The organism is Shinella sp., assembly GCF_035998705.1.
Taxonomy (GTDB): domain Bacteria; phylum Pseudomonadota; class Alphaproteobacteria; order Rhizobiales; family Rhizobiaceae; genus Shinella.
This window is the reverse complement of the sequence record NZ_DASYHH010000017.1, coordinates 16708-30708: the sequence shown is the minus strand read 5'-3', so window position 1 is coordinate 30708 and position 14001 is coordinate 16708. Positions and strand designations below refer to the sequence as shown.

At 61.5% G+C, this 14001-nt stretch carries 12 protein-coding genes; 10 read left to right on the top strand and 2 right to left on the bottom strand.

Annotated elements, in window-relative coordinates:
• Window positions 1–94: 94 nt before the first annotated feature.
• The 3 genes from VGN93_RS13350 to VGN93_RS13340 all read left to right on the top strand — a co-directional run bounded on the left by VGN93_RS13350 (window position 95) and on the right by VGN93_RS13340 (window position 1348).
• On the top strand, window positions 95–739 hold the full coding sequence (locus VGN93_RS13350; RefSeq protein ID WP_327507888.1) for a DUF1376 domain-containing protein: 645 nt from the start codon (window positions 95–97) through the stop codon (window positions 737–739).
• Window positions 736–891 (top strand): hypothetical protein, encoded by a 156-nt coding sequence (locus VGN93_RS13345; protein ID WP_327507887.1) that lies wholly within the window; start codon window positions 736–738, stop codon window positions 889–891. The genes VGN93_RS13350 and VGN93_RS13345 overlap by 4 nt, the downstream gene beginning before the upstream one ends.
• A gap of 175 nt (window positions 892–1066) precedes the next feature.
• The gene (locus VGN93_RS13340) at window positions 1067–1348 is read left to right on the top strand and encodes a hypothetical protein (RefSeq protein WP_327507886.1); all 282 of its coding nucleotides are present in this window, start codon (window positions 1067–1069) and stop codon (window positions 1346–1348) included.
• Between the two features lie 47 nt (window positions 1349–1395).
• Here VGN93_RS13340 and VGN93_RS13335 read toward each other — a convergent pair whose 3' ends face one another.
• Entirely contained in the window at window positions 1396–1950 is a 555-nt protein-coding gene (locus VGN93_RS13335) for a hypothetical protein (protein WP_327507885.1), read from the bottom strand.
• A gap of 458 nt (window positions 1951–2408) precedes the next feature.
• Here VGN93_RS13335 and VGN93_RS13330 point away from each other — a divergent pair, with 458 nt between their 5' ends.
• From VGN93_RS13330 to VGN93_RS13310, 5 genes are all read left to right on the top strand, one after another.
• Window positions 2409–2645, top strand: a complete 237-nt coding sequence (locus VGN93_RS13330; protein WP_327507884.1) for a hypothetical protein — start codon at window positions 2409–2411, stop codon at window positions 2643–2645.
• A gap of 159 nt (window positions 2646–2804) precedes the next feature.
• Entirely contained in the window at window positions 2805–2999 is a 195-nt protein-coding gene (locus tag VGN93_RS13325; RefSeq protein ID WP_327507883.1) for a hypothetical protein, read from the top strand.
• 4 nt (window positions 3000–3003) lie between these two features.
• On the top strand, window positions 3004–4065 hold the full coding sequence (locus VGN93_RS13320) for a hypothetical protein (RefSeq protein ID WP_327507882.1): 1062 nt from the start codon (window positions 3004–3006) through the stop codon (window positions 4063–4065).
• Between the two features lie 20 nt (window positions 4066–4085).
• Window positions 4086–4871, top strand: a complete 786-nt coding sequence (locus tag VGN93_RS13315; protein WP_327507881.1) for a hypothetical protein — start codon at window positions 4086–4088, stop codon at window positions 4869–4871.
• 6 nt (window positions 4872–4877) lie between these two features.
• Window positions 4878–12854 carry an LPD38 domain-containing protein gene (locus tag VGN93_RS13310; RefSeq protein ID WP_327507880.1) on the top strand — a complete coding sequence of 2659 codons (7977 nt, stop codon included), beginning with the start codon at window positions 4878–4880 and terminating at the stop codon, window positions 12852–12854.
• On the opposite strand, the gene VGN93_RS13305 is transcribed toward VGN93_RS13310, so the two are convergent.
• Window positions 12844–13170: a hypothetical protein gene (locus VGN93_RS13305; protein WP_327507879.1), complete on the bottom strand. Its 327-nt coding sequence runs from the start codon at window positions 13168–13170 to the stop codon at window positions 12844–12846. The genes VGN93_RS13310 and VGN93_RS13305 overlap by 11 nt on opposite strands.
• Before the next feature lie 139 nt (window positions 13171–13309).
• Between VGN93_RS13305 and VGN93_RS13300 the strand changes: the two genes are divergently transcribed.
• Entirely contained in the window at window positions 13310–13738 is a 429-nt protein-coding gene (locus VGN93_RS13300; protein WP_327507878.1) for a hypothetical protein, read from the top strand.
• Complete coding sequence (locus VGN93_RS13295; protein ID WP_327507877.1) at window positions 13735–14001, top strand: hypothetical protein; 267 nt, start codon at window positions 13735–13737, stop codon at window positions 13999–14001. The genes VGN93_RS13300 and VGN93_RS13295 overlap by 4 nt, the downstream gene beginning before the upstream one ends.

Below are 14001 nucleotides of genomic sequence, written 5' to 3'. Positions count from 1 at the left end.
ATCGGCAAATCGACAGGGCCAGATATCAAACGCTTTGGACCGGCGCAGAATACCTTGCTTCAGAGGCCAGCGCAAATTCTCGGAGGGCCGAACGGTGAACCATCTCCACTGGATGAAGCTGTACATAGGGGATGAGCTGTCGAACACGTCGCACATGACGCCGGCTGAGTTCGGCTCGTACATCCTCCTCAAGATGCACTACTGGCGCTTCGGGAGCCTGCCGACCGATGATGAGCGGTTGGCGCGCATTGCGAAAGTGGCGCCAGATCAATGGCGGGACATCATGCCTTCGATCGGGCCGCTGTTCGAAGACGGTTGGCGAGATCCTAAGCTGGAGGCTCAAAGAGACGAGGCCGAGGAGAAGCACCTTGCCCGAGTTGAAGCGGGTAAAAAGGGCGGCCGTCCACGCCGCGATGAAAAGCAAAGCTATAAGCATAGCTTTTCCGAACAGAAAGCTAAGCCTAAGCAACCAGAACCAGAACCAGAACCATATTCAGATCCAGCCCCAGAACGAGATCCAGATTCCCGGGCTCCTGAAAAGGGTAGAGGGGGTACGTATACGCGAGCTAGCAATGCGTTTCCGGTGCCTGAAACTGCCGCGGCCGGCACTCGCTTTCTTGTGGAGAGAGGGTGCCCGCAACGAGAGCTGGAGCAACGGCTTCGAACTTTAATGGCCGGCGACCTGTTTCCGTTTGATATCGAACAATGGGACAACAACTCAATGCGAGGTGCAGCATGAAACAGCTCGACCTTCTCGAATGGGCGGAAAGCCGGCCCACAGCGAAGATAATCGACATCAAGCCGGCGCTCATCAGCAAGATTGCTGCCCAGCCTTACCCATTTCCTATTCGGAATGGCGAACTCGTGACGTTGAAGCGAGGCGCGGCGTGACCCCGGCTCAGCGAGACGGCAAGTGGTTCGTCGTTTCCCGTGAACAAGAGGTGGCGGGCCCATTCGACACGAACGCCAAGGCATGGCGCTGGATCGATCGTAATCAAGGCCAGCATATCAGGGCGAGCGAGCAGAAATCCGACCTTCGCCACCGCGACTTTCACGGGAGCCGTCTATGAGCAAGCCGACCATAGTCACCGCATGGGATGAGCATTTCATGCTTCCTGACTTCATGGGGTGCGTACATTGGGCCATAGGCGATGAAAAGACGCTGGCCGCTTACAGAAAGACAACCGGCGATGAGTGGACCCCCGGGAAGACGCCGGTAGGCAGGATGATTGATCAGGCCACCGGAGCCGACCGAGAATTTCTTCAGCGCTTCAGCGACTGGGTAGCCGACAATCTCTTCGGGAGGCCGGAGGACTTGGACAAGCCCGAAGATGAGGTAGCTGAGTGAGATATCCGTGCCATTCCTCGACTCCGTACGTTCCGGCAGTCGCGCACTTAATCGTGGTGAGGCTGCTGGTAACCAGGAAGCTCGCACACTTTTTTGTAATCGTAGCCTTCGTATGCCCAGACCGCGCCAAGGAAACGATGAAGCCAAGGAATGTGAATCCTTTGCCCGAGGTCAAATATCTCCGTGGCACCGAGTGCATCGTTGTATGCCTTCGCATCCAGTGCACGCAGAGTAGGCGGCTCGTCGCCGGCGACTCGAATCATTGCGCTTTGCCACGACGCGAGATCCTGCGGTGTAGGGTCAAGGTTACCCTCAATCTCTGCAAGCAGATGGTAGTACTCGCGTTGCAGACTCTGGTGGTCCCTAGCTTTCCCTGCAAAGTCAAAAACGAGCGACGCCGCGCCTACGGCCGCCACGGCTACACCAAAAATGCTTTGAGACATGGCGATGCCAAAGCCTTCAAGCCAGTCGGTCATAGCGGTGGCGCCCAGAACTATCACGACGAAGTTGAACCAGCGATTCCAGCGATCGAATGTCAGCCGGCGCGACGTGTGATACAGCGCATTGCGGAGGACGTTGAAACGTACCAGTTCGCGATTCATCTACATGCTCACTTTTTGCTCGGCGGCGGAACGGGCCTCGGTGTCGGTGCCGCTGGCTGGCGTGGACCCGGACCCGCACCCACGCCACCGCCACTCGGCTGCCGAACGCCGCCGCTTCTCTCTCCCTGGCCTGCGGATAGCACAGGAGCGTACCTGACTGGCGTGGGCGGAGTAGGCTGCCTGACGCCTGCGGGCATCGCGAGTTCGGTTGAAGGCAGTTGGGAATTCCCTACCTCAAAGGGTTCTTTCGTCACAATCGTCTCCAGGTGGTCTAAACACTTAGGGATGGTAGGTGCTGGCTCGTGCGGTAACGCGAGCCAGCACCGATTGATTTCCACAATAGATTGCGCAGCAAAGCCGTCGCCCGTCAAGAACGCACCGGCTCAGGAGGAGCGCGCGGCTTGAGCCCATTCCCAGCCTCTCGAGTGAAGCCGATTCTTTGCCGGCCGAACGAGGTCATGAGCCTGAAGGCAGCAGCCGACTACGCCCGCTATGATGTGAAGGTGGTCCGCAAATGGGTTGCGGAGCATGGCATAGGCCGGCAGGCCGGCATGGGATCCCGCATCGATGTAAGCCGGATAGGTTTAGAGATGGTGCTCCACGGCGACTATGACGCGTTGGAAAAGCTACGCGAGGGCGACCGGTTCAATCCCGACGTCGCCCGTTATTTCCACTTCGCCGGAATAGACCCCTAAACCGGAGAATAGACCAGAATTCACCCTCTCCCCAAGCCAGACGGCTTGTGGTGCTGTCCTTTTCGAAGATCGCTTCGAGCAAAAAGGACCGACATGCGCCCGGTTTACCTCCCCGAGCCCCCACGCTCTCCAGTCATACTGACGCCGGAAATGCGGTTTGTGGCCGCAGCGCTTGCGGAGATCCAGACAGCGAGCCGCGAGAACGACCAGCGCGTCATTGCGACCGCCTTCTCGCCGGAGAACATCGTACCCCTACGGACCCTCGACGGCGCGACGGCGACAATGACGGACGTCGCCAACTTCATCGGAACCCTTGTCCTCGATCTGAGGGCCGGCGAAGTAAGGAAGGGCTGAGCAGATGGGGAACACGACAAAGACGACCACCGGCGTTCCCGACTGGCTGGAGGACCCGACGAAAAAGTCCTTGAAGGATATCGAGGACTGGTTGGGCTCGAAAGATAATTACATCTACGGCAGCCGCGACGGCGAGTCCCTGTGGACCGAGATGTCGAAGCTCCAGACGGACGCGATCGGCAACGTTGCGTGGCTGGCGAATCAAGACCTTGGCAAAATGTTCCATCTGGATCAGGCCAAGGGCATGTGGGACCAGTATGCCAAGGCCGGGCCGAACACGATCAGCGGCGATTATTCCGGCGGCAAGATGGCAGCGCCGAAGAACATCTCCACCGAGCGCCTTGTCGACGAGAACGGCTGGCTGGGCTCGATCGACAGTTACATGAACCCGTACACCGACCGGGTGCTCTCGCCTGTCATCCGTGAACTGCAGCAGGAGGACCAGCGGCAGAAGAACCGCATCGGCGGTATGGCGCAGATGTCCGGCGCGTTCGGCGACGCCCGTCATGGTATTATGGAGGGCGAGCAGTCCTCGCGCACCAATGAGGCGGTCGGCGACGCGACAAACCGGGTCTACTCCGACGCCTACAATACGGCGATGGGCCAGCGCGCCTCGGATATCGGCCGGCGCGACACGATGGAGACCGGCAATACGAACCGCGCCCTTGAGGCAGCGATGACAAACCTCAACTCCTACAACGCGGGCCAGGACCGCAAGTTGAATGCCGATCAGTTCAACTCGCGGGCCAAGGATATAGCGACCGACCGGCTGGGAACCGCTGCCACCGGCATCGTCGGCATCGGCGACAACCTCTACAACAAGTTCACCGATATCAACGACGCCCTCTACAACGCGGGCACGGTCGTTCGCGATAACGAGGAGAAGCGTCGAAAGACGCAAGAGGACTTCATCAAGGCCATCAACAGCAAGAAATATGATGACGCGCTGGACCTCCTCGCTGCGCTGAATGGCACGAGCAATTACACCAAAACGTCCTCGGAGAAGCAGAGCAATGACACCGACCTCTGGAAGGTGATCAGCTCTGGCCTCGGCGGCTTTTTCTGAGGAAGTGAGGGACGAACGACATGGCCGGTATTATGGAATTCCTATCCTCGGTTCTCGGTGGCAATACGCCTCAGCAGACCCAACAGGCACGCCCATCAGAGGTCGTGAGCGCTGAGGCGGAGAGATACAAGTCGCCCCAAAATGCGGTGCCCGCTGGCATCCAGAGCATTTTCGGTATGCCCGCGGACGAGTTCAAAAACCGGCTGCGCGCGGCCGCTGCCGGCATGGCGACCGAAAGCGGCGCTCATGACAGCAAGTGGAGCGCGATAGCGAAGGGATTCGGCGGCGCCCAGAAGTATTTCAGCGACCAGGAGGCGGCGACCGCTAAGCTCCAGAGGGAGCAGGAAAAGTTGGACTATGAGCGCGCCCTCGCTGAGCGGAAGGCAGATGTTGATCAGCGCCAATGGGATGCTGAACATGACCTGCGTAAGCGCAACGATGCTCGGCAGCAGCAAACCACAGAGATGGGCCTTGAGAAAAGCAAGGCTGACATCGCAAAGACAAAGGCCGACACAGAGCGCCTTGCGAGGACGAAGGGTTTGTCCACGGGAGACAAGATCCAGATCGAGCGCCTTTCTCAAGCGGCCGCAGAGAATGAGCGTGATCCCGAAAAGCGAGCGCTCATCATCGAGACGGAGCGAGCCCGGTTAACGCGGGAGATCACCGGCGCCGATGCCGCCGAAGGAAATGCCGGGCAAACCCTCTCCGGTGGGTCCGCGCTCTCGGGCGGCGAGCGCACCGCGACCGGCCCGAACGGCGAGAAATTGATTCTGCGGAACGGCACATGGGAGCCGCTGGCGCGGTAAGAACCAATGGCAAATCCTTTCGAACTGATGCCGGGACAGAAGATCCCGGTCCCTGTCGCTCGCCCTGAGACTGCCCAGCTTCCGGGGGGCTTCACAACCGACGACGATATACCAGCGCTTCCGGCCGGCTTCACGCTCGACCCGGTGAAGGCCGTTGGAGATATTCCGGCACTGCCGCCCGGCTTCAAGCTGGACGAGCCTGCCGGTGTCGCTGCCGAGGCCGATGACGCGGGCGTATTCTCGGAGATCGGCAAGGGGGTTGCAGCAGGTGCCACGAACGTTGTCGGCACGATGCTGAAAGGCGTTGGCGCCAATGAGGCCCGTTCGCCCACCGAGGAAACGGTCTACGCGGAACTCGTCGCACAGCTTCCCCGCGTCAAGGATATGAACGCGGACGAGTGGGCAGCTTTCCAGAAGAAGGCGATGACGGGCGTACGAGGCGGCAACGAGATCAACCTTCTCGTCAAGGCAACGAACATCCGCAACGGCATCGACACGCCGGAGGCTGATACCGTTCCGCTTGACGTCCTTCCCAAGCAGGAGCTGGAAGACGTCCCGATCTTCAAGACCGGCCGGAAGATGCAGCAATTCGCCAAGGACAAGTTCGCCGCAGCGAAGTCCTACGAGGATACTTGGACGCGCTCGATTTCCGAGGGTCTTGGCTCCACGGTCCCATTCCTTGCCGCTGGCGCACTTGGTCCTCTCGCGGGCGGTGCCGTCGGTGCCGGTGCCGGCTCCTACGCTAGTTCGGGCGAGGCCGTCGACAAGGCCATACAAGCCGGCGCGACCAAAGAGCAGATCATGCAGGCGGCCAGGTACGGACAGCTTCCAGGCCTTACCGAGCAGGTTCCGATGGAAACGCTGCTGGAGCGTATCCCTCTGCCACATATGGGCCGCGTCATCGGGGCCATCGGAAAGGTGGTTGCGCAGGCCGCGGTAGAAGGCGGCCAGGAAGCCGCGCAGCAGGCTGCGCAGAACATCATTGCCCGCTACGTCTATCGACCCGATCAGGATATTTCCGAAGGCGTCCTTGAGGCAGCGGCAGTCGGCGCGGCAGTAGGTGGCACGATGAAGGGCGGCGAAATGGCCGCCTCGGGCGCCGTCAATGCCGTTCGTGGCAGGCCCGCGAACGAACAGGTCGAAGCCGAGGCGCAGGTTGAAGGCGAGGCTATCCCAGCGCTTCCCGAGGGTTTCACCTTGGACGATATGCCCACAATTGACGTGGACAAAGGACCGCGCATTGCTGGCGCGCAGCCGAGCGACGAGGCAGCAGACAGTACCGACACCCAGCCAACGCCGGCCGGTGGCGATGAGGGTATTCGTGTCACACGAACACCCGACCCTGAAACTGCCGTCCTCGGACCTGCCACAGCCGAGCAGCGCGCCATTCTCCGCCGTTCTATGGTGCCGGATGCCGACATTGACGCTATGTCCCCCGAGGAAGTGGCCGCTCAGGTTGAGGAAGCTCGATCCGCTGGCGTGCGCGTCAACCCTCGCATGATCCAGGTGGCAGGCGAGTATCGGCCGGCTCGCGAAGATTTTTCGGAAGTCACAACGCGAGACGAGGAGATTCGGCCGACGAACCTCGAGGCAGAATCCGTCCAGCCGAACGCAGATGCCACGCCCCTACCGGTAGAGGCAGAGCCCGTGCTTGACGAACAGGCACTCGATACCGAGCTTGCCAATGTCGAGCAGGATAGTCGGGTACTTGATGAACTGGAGCGGGAAGCTGCGGCCGCCGCCAGCGAGGAGGTAGCTCAGGCCGATCCGAACGCCGGCAGCAGGGCAAGGCCGGTGCGCGTCGAGCAGCCCGCGGACATGGAGGTTGCTGGCCAGCGGGTGAATGTGGAACCCACCGAGGCGCAGGCCGCGGCCGGCAACTATCGTAAGGGCCATGTGAAGGTAGGTGGCCTCGATGTCACCATTGAGAACCCGAAGGGCTCGACCCGTCGCGGCACCTCCCTGTCCGGTGAGCGGTGGGAATCCCAATTGCCGGCGGCCTATGGCTACATCAAGCGCAGCAAGGGTGCGGACGGTGATCACCTCGACGTCTACGTGGGCGACAATCCAGCGTCCAAGCGCGTCTATGTCGTAGACCAGAAGGCCGATGGCGGGCGCCGCTTCGATGAGCACAAGGCGGTGCTGGGCGCGAACTCGCTCGCCGAAGCCCGTGACCTCTACGCCAGCGCGTTTTCGGACGGACGCGGCCGGGAGCGGATCGGCGCCATAACGCCCATGTCCATCTCTCAGTTTCGGAAGTGGGTGGCCGAGGGAGACACCACCCAGCCCCTGCGCTACGGCAAGCCGGACCAGCGCACCACGGAAGACGGCTATCCGGCCAACGCGAAAGGCGCGGTGAAGAAGCCGGACAGCATACTCGAATTCATCGCGAAGAGCGGTGGCATTCAGGAGCAGACCGGCGAGCTGCGCGCCATCGGCCTACGGGACCGCAGTGCGGGCTTTGTCGTCGGCGCTGGCCCCGTGGTCCGCAGAAACGGGATGACGCCTGACGCGGCCCGTGAGGCGGCAGAGGAGGCCGGTTATCTGCCGGAAGGCTCCAGCCTCTCGGACCTGTACGACATGCTCGACAGGGACGCCCGATCGAACCGCACCACATTCTCTCAGCAGGATGGCGACTGGGCGGAGCGCTGGCACTCGGAGCGGAACCGCAAGGCAGACGGCGAGCGGTTTGGAGAGCAGGAGCTTCCAGCACTTCCCCCAGGGTTTACGCTCGACGAGGACGCGCAGACGGACGACATGGCCGGCATCGATCCGGCAGACCGCGAGGCAGTGGCGCGCGATCGGGTCATGTACCGCCTGAAGGACGATGGCTACCCGGGCGAGATCGGTGACGAATACTCCGCATCGGTTGCAGAGCGGGTAGCCAGTGGCGCGACTTATGAAGCTGCGGTAGAATCGGCATCGGCGGAGTTTGCCACGCGCAACGCCATCCAGGTCTATGTCGAGCCAAACATTCCATTCTTCGGAGACGAAACCAATGCGGCATACCCCGGAACAGCATCTGAAAGCGGCTCGGCTGATCAAGCATCAGGCCTTCGAGGAGAAGGACCCGGAACGGAAGGCCGTGCTGGAGAAGGCGGCCGAACTGGAGCGGTTCGTCGCGAAGGTCGGAAGGAAGGCGCAGAACAAGCCGAAAGCGAAGGCCAACGCGAAGGGCTGACACCCTACCGCGTCCCGGCGGTTCCCGAGACCGTCTATCACGGCACGTCCAGCGGTGGCTTCGACAGCTTCGACACGTACGGCGGCCGATACGGTCTCTTCGGCTCCGGTGGCTACTTCACCGAAAGCCCCGATATAGCGCTGGAATACACCCGCAAGGGCAGGGGCGATAAGCCCACGGTCTACCGTGCCTCCCTGACTGTTTCGAATCCGCTTGACATGGATGCGCCGGCCGACGTCGCCGCGTGGGAGAAGGCATTCCCCGAATACTTCGACCGGGCCAGCGTGCTGGTCTACGCGACCAATGAGGCCGCCTATCGTGAGGTGGAAGAAAACCTCGGAAATGAATTGATCTCCGATTACGAGGGCGCGGAGATCATGCAGGACGGCTTGCGCTCGATGGGCCATGACGGCGTGACCCATATCGGCGGCGGTCGGCATAAGGCTTCCAAGGGCGTGAAGCATCGCGTCTGGATCGCGTTCGATCCGGAGCAGGTCGGTGGCCTGGATCCGGTAACTCCTCAACTTGAGGAGTCTGGAGCTGATGGCAAATCGCAACTGGTTATTCCCGGTGCCGAGCGCATCAGCGCGGCCGACGCGGCGCAGCGCAAGGCAGACGCGCCCATGAAGGCGAAGGCCGCGCAGAAGGAACCTGATGGTCTGTTCAGCGATGATCGAGACCAGACCGACCTCGTGGACCGCGCACGTCAGCCGAAAGACGATCGGCAGTACCAGACCGAGGAAGAGCCACCGATAGACGAGAAGCCGGTCGCCACGCTCACGGGCACGGAGTTGATGGACTTCAAAGGCGCCGATGACATGCCGGCGCTGCGCGCGGCGGCCAGGCGGTGGTACGACGAGAACCTTCGCGGTGAGACGGTCACCATGCAGGACGGCACGGTCGTCAGCTTCAACCGCCGTGGCCGCGATAAGAGCACCTATGGCGGCAAGGGCGATGTCCTGCTGCGATGCATCCCCTGCATCCCGGAAATCATCAAGAAGGGCAAGGTGGTCCTGCGCGAGCCGGGCAGCAAGCCGAACGTCGCCGAGCGACTGGTCATCTCCGCTCCTGTCTCGCTCGAGGGCAAGAAGCATGTGCTGGCGGTCTCGGTGCACAAGACGGCAGAGGGCGAGTTCCAGTACGACTTCACCACCGATCGCGATGCACGATCCGATGACATTGAGCCGCGTGTCGAAGAGGGGAGGACTGGCGCTCCGCGGATAACTCGCGGTGAACAGGATCGCTCCGGTTCAGGAAGCTTGGACGCTGGCGCCAGCCCGCTAAATCTAATGTTCTGGGACGCCAAAGGCAAGAGCGTCGACCCAGGCGGCTGGAGCGAAGTCGGCGAGATGCCGGCCTATCGCATACCGAAGTCCGAGCAAGAGCGCCTTACCGGCATCGTGCGCGACGTTTCCGGCCTATCGGAAGTCCAATGGGCAGACAGCATCAAGCTCCCCGACGGCGCCCCGGGCTGGGGCTCGAACGCTCCGACCACGGCGGCAGGCTTCTACGACCCGACGCGAGACGCCATCACGCTCGCACTTGATACCGCATCGGACAAGGCCGCCTATCACGAGGCGTTCCACCGCATCCAGCGTGTGTTCATGACCGATCGAGAGCGGAACGTGCTATCAGCCGAGACCGATCGCCTGCGCAAGATCGTCGCTTCCACGGAGGGCCGCAAGGATCAGGCCGGCAAGATGAGCCCGAAGGAGATCGAGGCAGAGGCCTTTGCGATTTGGTCCGAACGGCAAGACGGAAAACAAGCCGACGGACCTCAGCCGCACATTGGCATTCGACGGGTATGGGAGAAGATCCGGACCGCTTTGCGCCGGGTCGGCAACTTCCTGACCCGGAACGGCTACAGGACGAGCGAGGACGTGTTCGCTGAGGCGAAGACCGGCAAGATGCAGAAGCGCGCCACCGAGCCGCTCCAGGGCAAAGATGATAGGTCCTATTCCCTTGTGGAGCGAGTGCCCGCCGTCAAGCGCCCGCAGGACGCGCCAAAGGCTTTGCTCGGCGAGCGGCTCAAGAAGACGATTGGCGATGCCGGTAAAAAGCTGGTGAAGAGCGTCAAGACGATCGACAGCAAGCAGCGCGGCCATGCCGAGGACGGCGAGTCCTTATCGGACTATGCGCACCGCCGGCTCGTGGACTACCTCCACCCGCTCCGCATGATGCAGGAGAGCGTGGGCGTCCCGCTGAATGACCTGAACGACGCGTACCAGACGGCTCGCCTGTCTGAAGGAACCATGCGCCACCAGATCCAGCAGATTGACGCCATGTACACCCAGCCCATGATTGAGGAGCTGGTGAAGGGAGGGGCCACGCTCGAGGAGTTGCACCGCTACCTCTATGCCATGCATGTCCCCGAGCGGAACCGCGTGGTCGGCATGCGCAACGAGGAAGGAAGCCAGCTTCGCAAGGCCGTCACAGACCCTTCGATTGTCGGGGCTTCGGGCTGGTCGACGAACAAGGCGCGCGAGACCATCAAGGAGCTTGCCGCCGATCGGGCGAAATTCCACCACATCCGTCGCGCCGGCCGCCTGATGCGCGACATGCTCGACGCGGGCCTCCAGGAACAGCGCAAGGCGGGCCTGATCTCCACGGAAACCTACGATCTCCTCACAAAGCAATGGGAGCATTACGTCCCGTTGAAGGGCCAGGACGGTATGGACGAGGAGGGCAACTTCCTCCCCGGTGCCGGTCGAGGCTTCGACGTGCGAGGCGACGAGAGCAAAACGGCGCTGGGCCGGTTCGCCGAGGCCGACAACGTGATCGTCAACGCCATCGCCGACGCGGAGCGCTCCATCATCCGCCAAGAGAAAAACAAGGTGGCCACCGCCGTGATGCGGTTCATCAACGAGTTCGACCCGAAGGGCGAGAGCATCGCTGAGGTTTACTGGTCGGATGATCCCGCGGCCAAGGATACGACCATCGTGCCCGACATCGTGCGGGTGCCTGACGTCTACAAGCGCGTGCTCGGCGCCGACGGGATCGTGAAGAGCCAGAAGGTAGGCAATCCCTTCCGCACCCGCGACGACGTGATGGCGGCGAAGATCGGCGGTAAGACTTATTACGTCCGCTTCAAGGACCCGAAGGTGGGCCTCGCGCTACGCAAGATGAGCGTGGACGAAGTGACCGGCTTCATCATGAAGGCATTCCGGTCGGTCTCGAACTGGCAGTCCATCATTAACACGCGCGCCAACCCGGCATTCGTGCCGATCAACATCATCCGCGACTTTCAGGCGGGTACGGTGCTCGCCCTTGGTAAGGGCTTCTCGGCGGCGCAGGTGGCTCGCATTGCTGGCGGAATCCCACAGGCATGGGCGGCACTATGGCGGCATGCACGCGGTCGGCCGGGCACTGGCGAGTGGGACAACCTGCTGAAGGACTACATGTCCGCTGGCGGCAAAATCAGCTTCGACCAGTACAAGACGATCGAGGAGACGCTTGCCAAGGTGCAGAAGGACCTTCAGCGGGCCGGCCGTGGCAATGCCGGTGCCGGCGCCCGGTGGCGATCCTTCGTGAAGCTCGTCGAGGATCTGAACGACACGGGCGAGAACGGCCTGCGCCTCTCTGTCTTCGCCGCAGCACGCAAATATCAGCAGAAAACGGCCAAGCAGGCAGCGTTCCTCGCTCGAGACCTCACGGTCGATTTCCAGAAAAAAGGCGAGTTCAGTCCCCAGGCAAACGCGCTCTACGTGTTCTTCAATGCCGCGGTACAGGGCAATTACAACGTGGCGAAGGCACTGGCGAAATCCCCGAAGGTGCGAGGCGCCGCAGCCACGTTCATGCTCGGCGGATTCATGCAGCACGTCTGGAACGCCACAATGGCCGGCGACGACGATGATGGTGAAAACGCCTACCTGAAGATGCTTCGCAACGAGCCTTGGAAGCTGGAGCGACAGGCCGTGTTCTTCCTTCCGGGCACGACGGATTATCTGTCCATGCCGCTCGGCTTTGGCTTCAACGCCTTCTGGCATCTCGGAACCCAGGGCGCGGCAGTTTCGATGGGTGAGAAGGACGCCCTGCCGGCCGTCATCGACAGCACGCGTGTCGCGATCGACGCCTTCAACCCGATGGGCTCAGGATCGATTATGAGCATGGTCATGCCGACCATGTTTGATCCCGCTTGGGATCTTGGCATGAACGAAAACTTCTTCGGCACCCCGATCTATCCCGAAGGCAACCCCTTCGATCAAAGCCCGGCGCCGAAAAGCCACACGGCTTTCAAGAGCACACACCCCGCGTTCAAAATGACGACGGAGGAGATGAACGAGCTTACCGGTGGTGACGATATCGTGCCAGGCATGGTCGATATCTATCCTGACGCGCTGGAGCACCTATGGGGCTTCTTCACGGGGGGCATTGGTCGCTTCGTTTCGCAGACAGCCGAGACGGCACAGCGGGCGGCCAGCCTTGATTTCGAGCCGAAGAAAACCCCTTGGGTCCGCTCATTCTATGGATCGGTCGATGAGGATGGGCGCCGCGGTGAGTATTACGGCCAACGTGAGCGGGTGCAGGAAATCAAGGGTCAGCTCAAATCTTACGAGGCCGAAGGCAGAGTGCCTGCTGATTTCGAGAAGGATCACGCGCACGAGATCAAGGCAATCCCGACATTCGATTGGGCCGAGAAGCAGCGGCGCGCCATCAACAAGGACCGCAGGAAGGTCAAGGGTAGCAAGATGGATCCTGCCAAGATGGCCAAGGAACTCGAAGCCCTGGACGCCGAGGAGCTGAAGGTAATGAACGAGGCCCGTAAGGACTTCTACGAGGCCGGCAAGAAGGTCAAACCTTGAGATGCGCGGCGAGCCAACAGGACCACCAGATGAATGCCGAGAAGGAGATAGCCCGGTACATCACCGGGCGCTCCCACTCAGCGTCGGGCTGCTTGCTGCTGTCGGACATGTGAACATAAATCAACATGTTTGCGAGGGCGAGGAACACGTGGGGATAGGCCAGCCATTCCCACGTCCAGATCGTGCCGAAGGCCTTATAAAGGTAGTCTTTGTCCAAATAGACCATCGGCGCGAAAAAGCCGCAGGACATGCCAACGCCGCCCAGCAGGCGATAGCGTTCACCTGGTACTCTCAGCTCGTTGATCAGATTCTTCATCGTGCACCCTCTCGTACCCCCATTCTGATCAGCGATCGGCACTTTGTCGAGATGGTAGGTCGAGCGGCAAAGCCACCTTTCAGATTAACGACATTTCAGTTAATATCCGACGCGAGAAATCAGCCGGAGGTGACTGAGAATGCACACAGAAATCGAGGTCGAAGGGCTTGGCGTGATGCGCCACCTGAACAATTTCCAGCTTGCCCGGGTCAAATGCATCGCCAACCGGGAGAACCGTTCTCTGGCTTTCGCCGCCTTCGGGCTCGGCATGACGCTTCGCCAGTTCAAGGCGCTGCCGATCCACCAGCAGAAAGCGGCCTGGGCAGCCCACAGCCGGCTTTACGCGGCGGTCACCTACACAAGGGAAACCGACCAGCCCGCGCGCCCGCGCCTGCCTCGACCATACGAGCGGGTGTCCGAGGAGAAGGCCGCACAGCTTGGCGCCGATCTTCTTCGGGTCAAGCACGAACTGCCGCACGGCCATTTCCGGCGGTGGGTCGAGGACAAGAGCGGGATCACCTATACCCAAGCCCAGCGGTTCATCAAAGCCGCAAAGGTGGCGGCATGACGGTGCTCAACCGAGGCCGAGCCCTCCGCGACTGGCTGCTTAGCACCGACGAGGTGTCCCGCACCCTTCACATCAACGATTTCACCACGCGCGCCCTGGTGGCCGAGGGCTTCATCAAGCCGGCTGCGCGCAAGGGTTTCTATCGCCTGGGCCATGTGCTCGATGGGCACGCTGAGGCAGTCCGCATAGGCCGCATCCACGCCCCGCATGCGCGAGGCCAAAACCCTGCCCACTTCGATTGCCCCCTACTCATGAGCGCTTGA

Bases quoted from the DNA above. Each gene is read 5' to 3' on its own strand.
- VGN93_RS13335 (WP_327507885.1), bottom strand. From the start codon at position 1,950: ATGAATCGCGAACTGGTACGTTTCAACGTCCTCCGCAATGCGCTGTAT.
- VGN93_RS13315 (WP_327507881.1), top strand. From the start codon at position 4,086: ATGGCCGGTATTATGGAATTCCTATCCTCGGTTCTCGGTGGCAATACG.
- VGN93_RS13300 (WP_327507878.1), top strand. From the start codon at position 13,310: ATGCACACAGAAATCGAGGTCGAAGGGCTTGGCGTGATGCGCCACCTG.
- VGN93_RS13345 (WP_327507887.1), top strand. From the start codon at position 736: ATGAAACAGCTCGACCTTCTCGAATGGGCGGAAAGCCGGCCCACAGCG.
- VGN93_RS13330 (WP_327507884.1), top strand. From the start codon at position 2,409: ATGAGCCTGAAGGCAGCAGCCGACTACGCCCGCTATGATGTGAAGGTG.
- VGN93_RS13305 (WP_327507879.1), bottom strand. From the start codon at position 13,170: ATGAAGAATCTGATCAACGAGCTGAGAGTACCAGGTGAACGCTATCGC.
- VGN93_RS13310 (WP_327507880.1), top strand. From the start codon at position 4,878: ATGGCAAATCCTTTCGAACTGATGCCGGGACAGAAGATCCCGGTCCCT.
- VGN93_RS13340 (WP_327507886.1), top strand. From the start codon at position 1,067: ATGAGCAAGCCGACCATAGTCACCGCATGGGATGAGCATTTCATGCTT.
- VGN93_RS13295 (WP_327507877.1), top strand. From the start codon at position 13,735: ATGACGGTGCTCAACCGAGGCCGAGCCCTCCGCGACTGGCTGCTTAGC.
- VGN93_RS13320 (WP_327507882.1), top strand. From the start codon at position 3,004: ATGGGGAACACGACAAAGACGACCACCGGCGTTCCCGACTGGCTGGAG.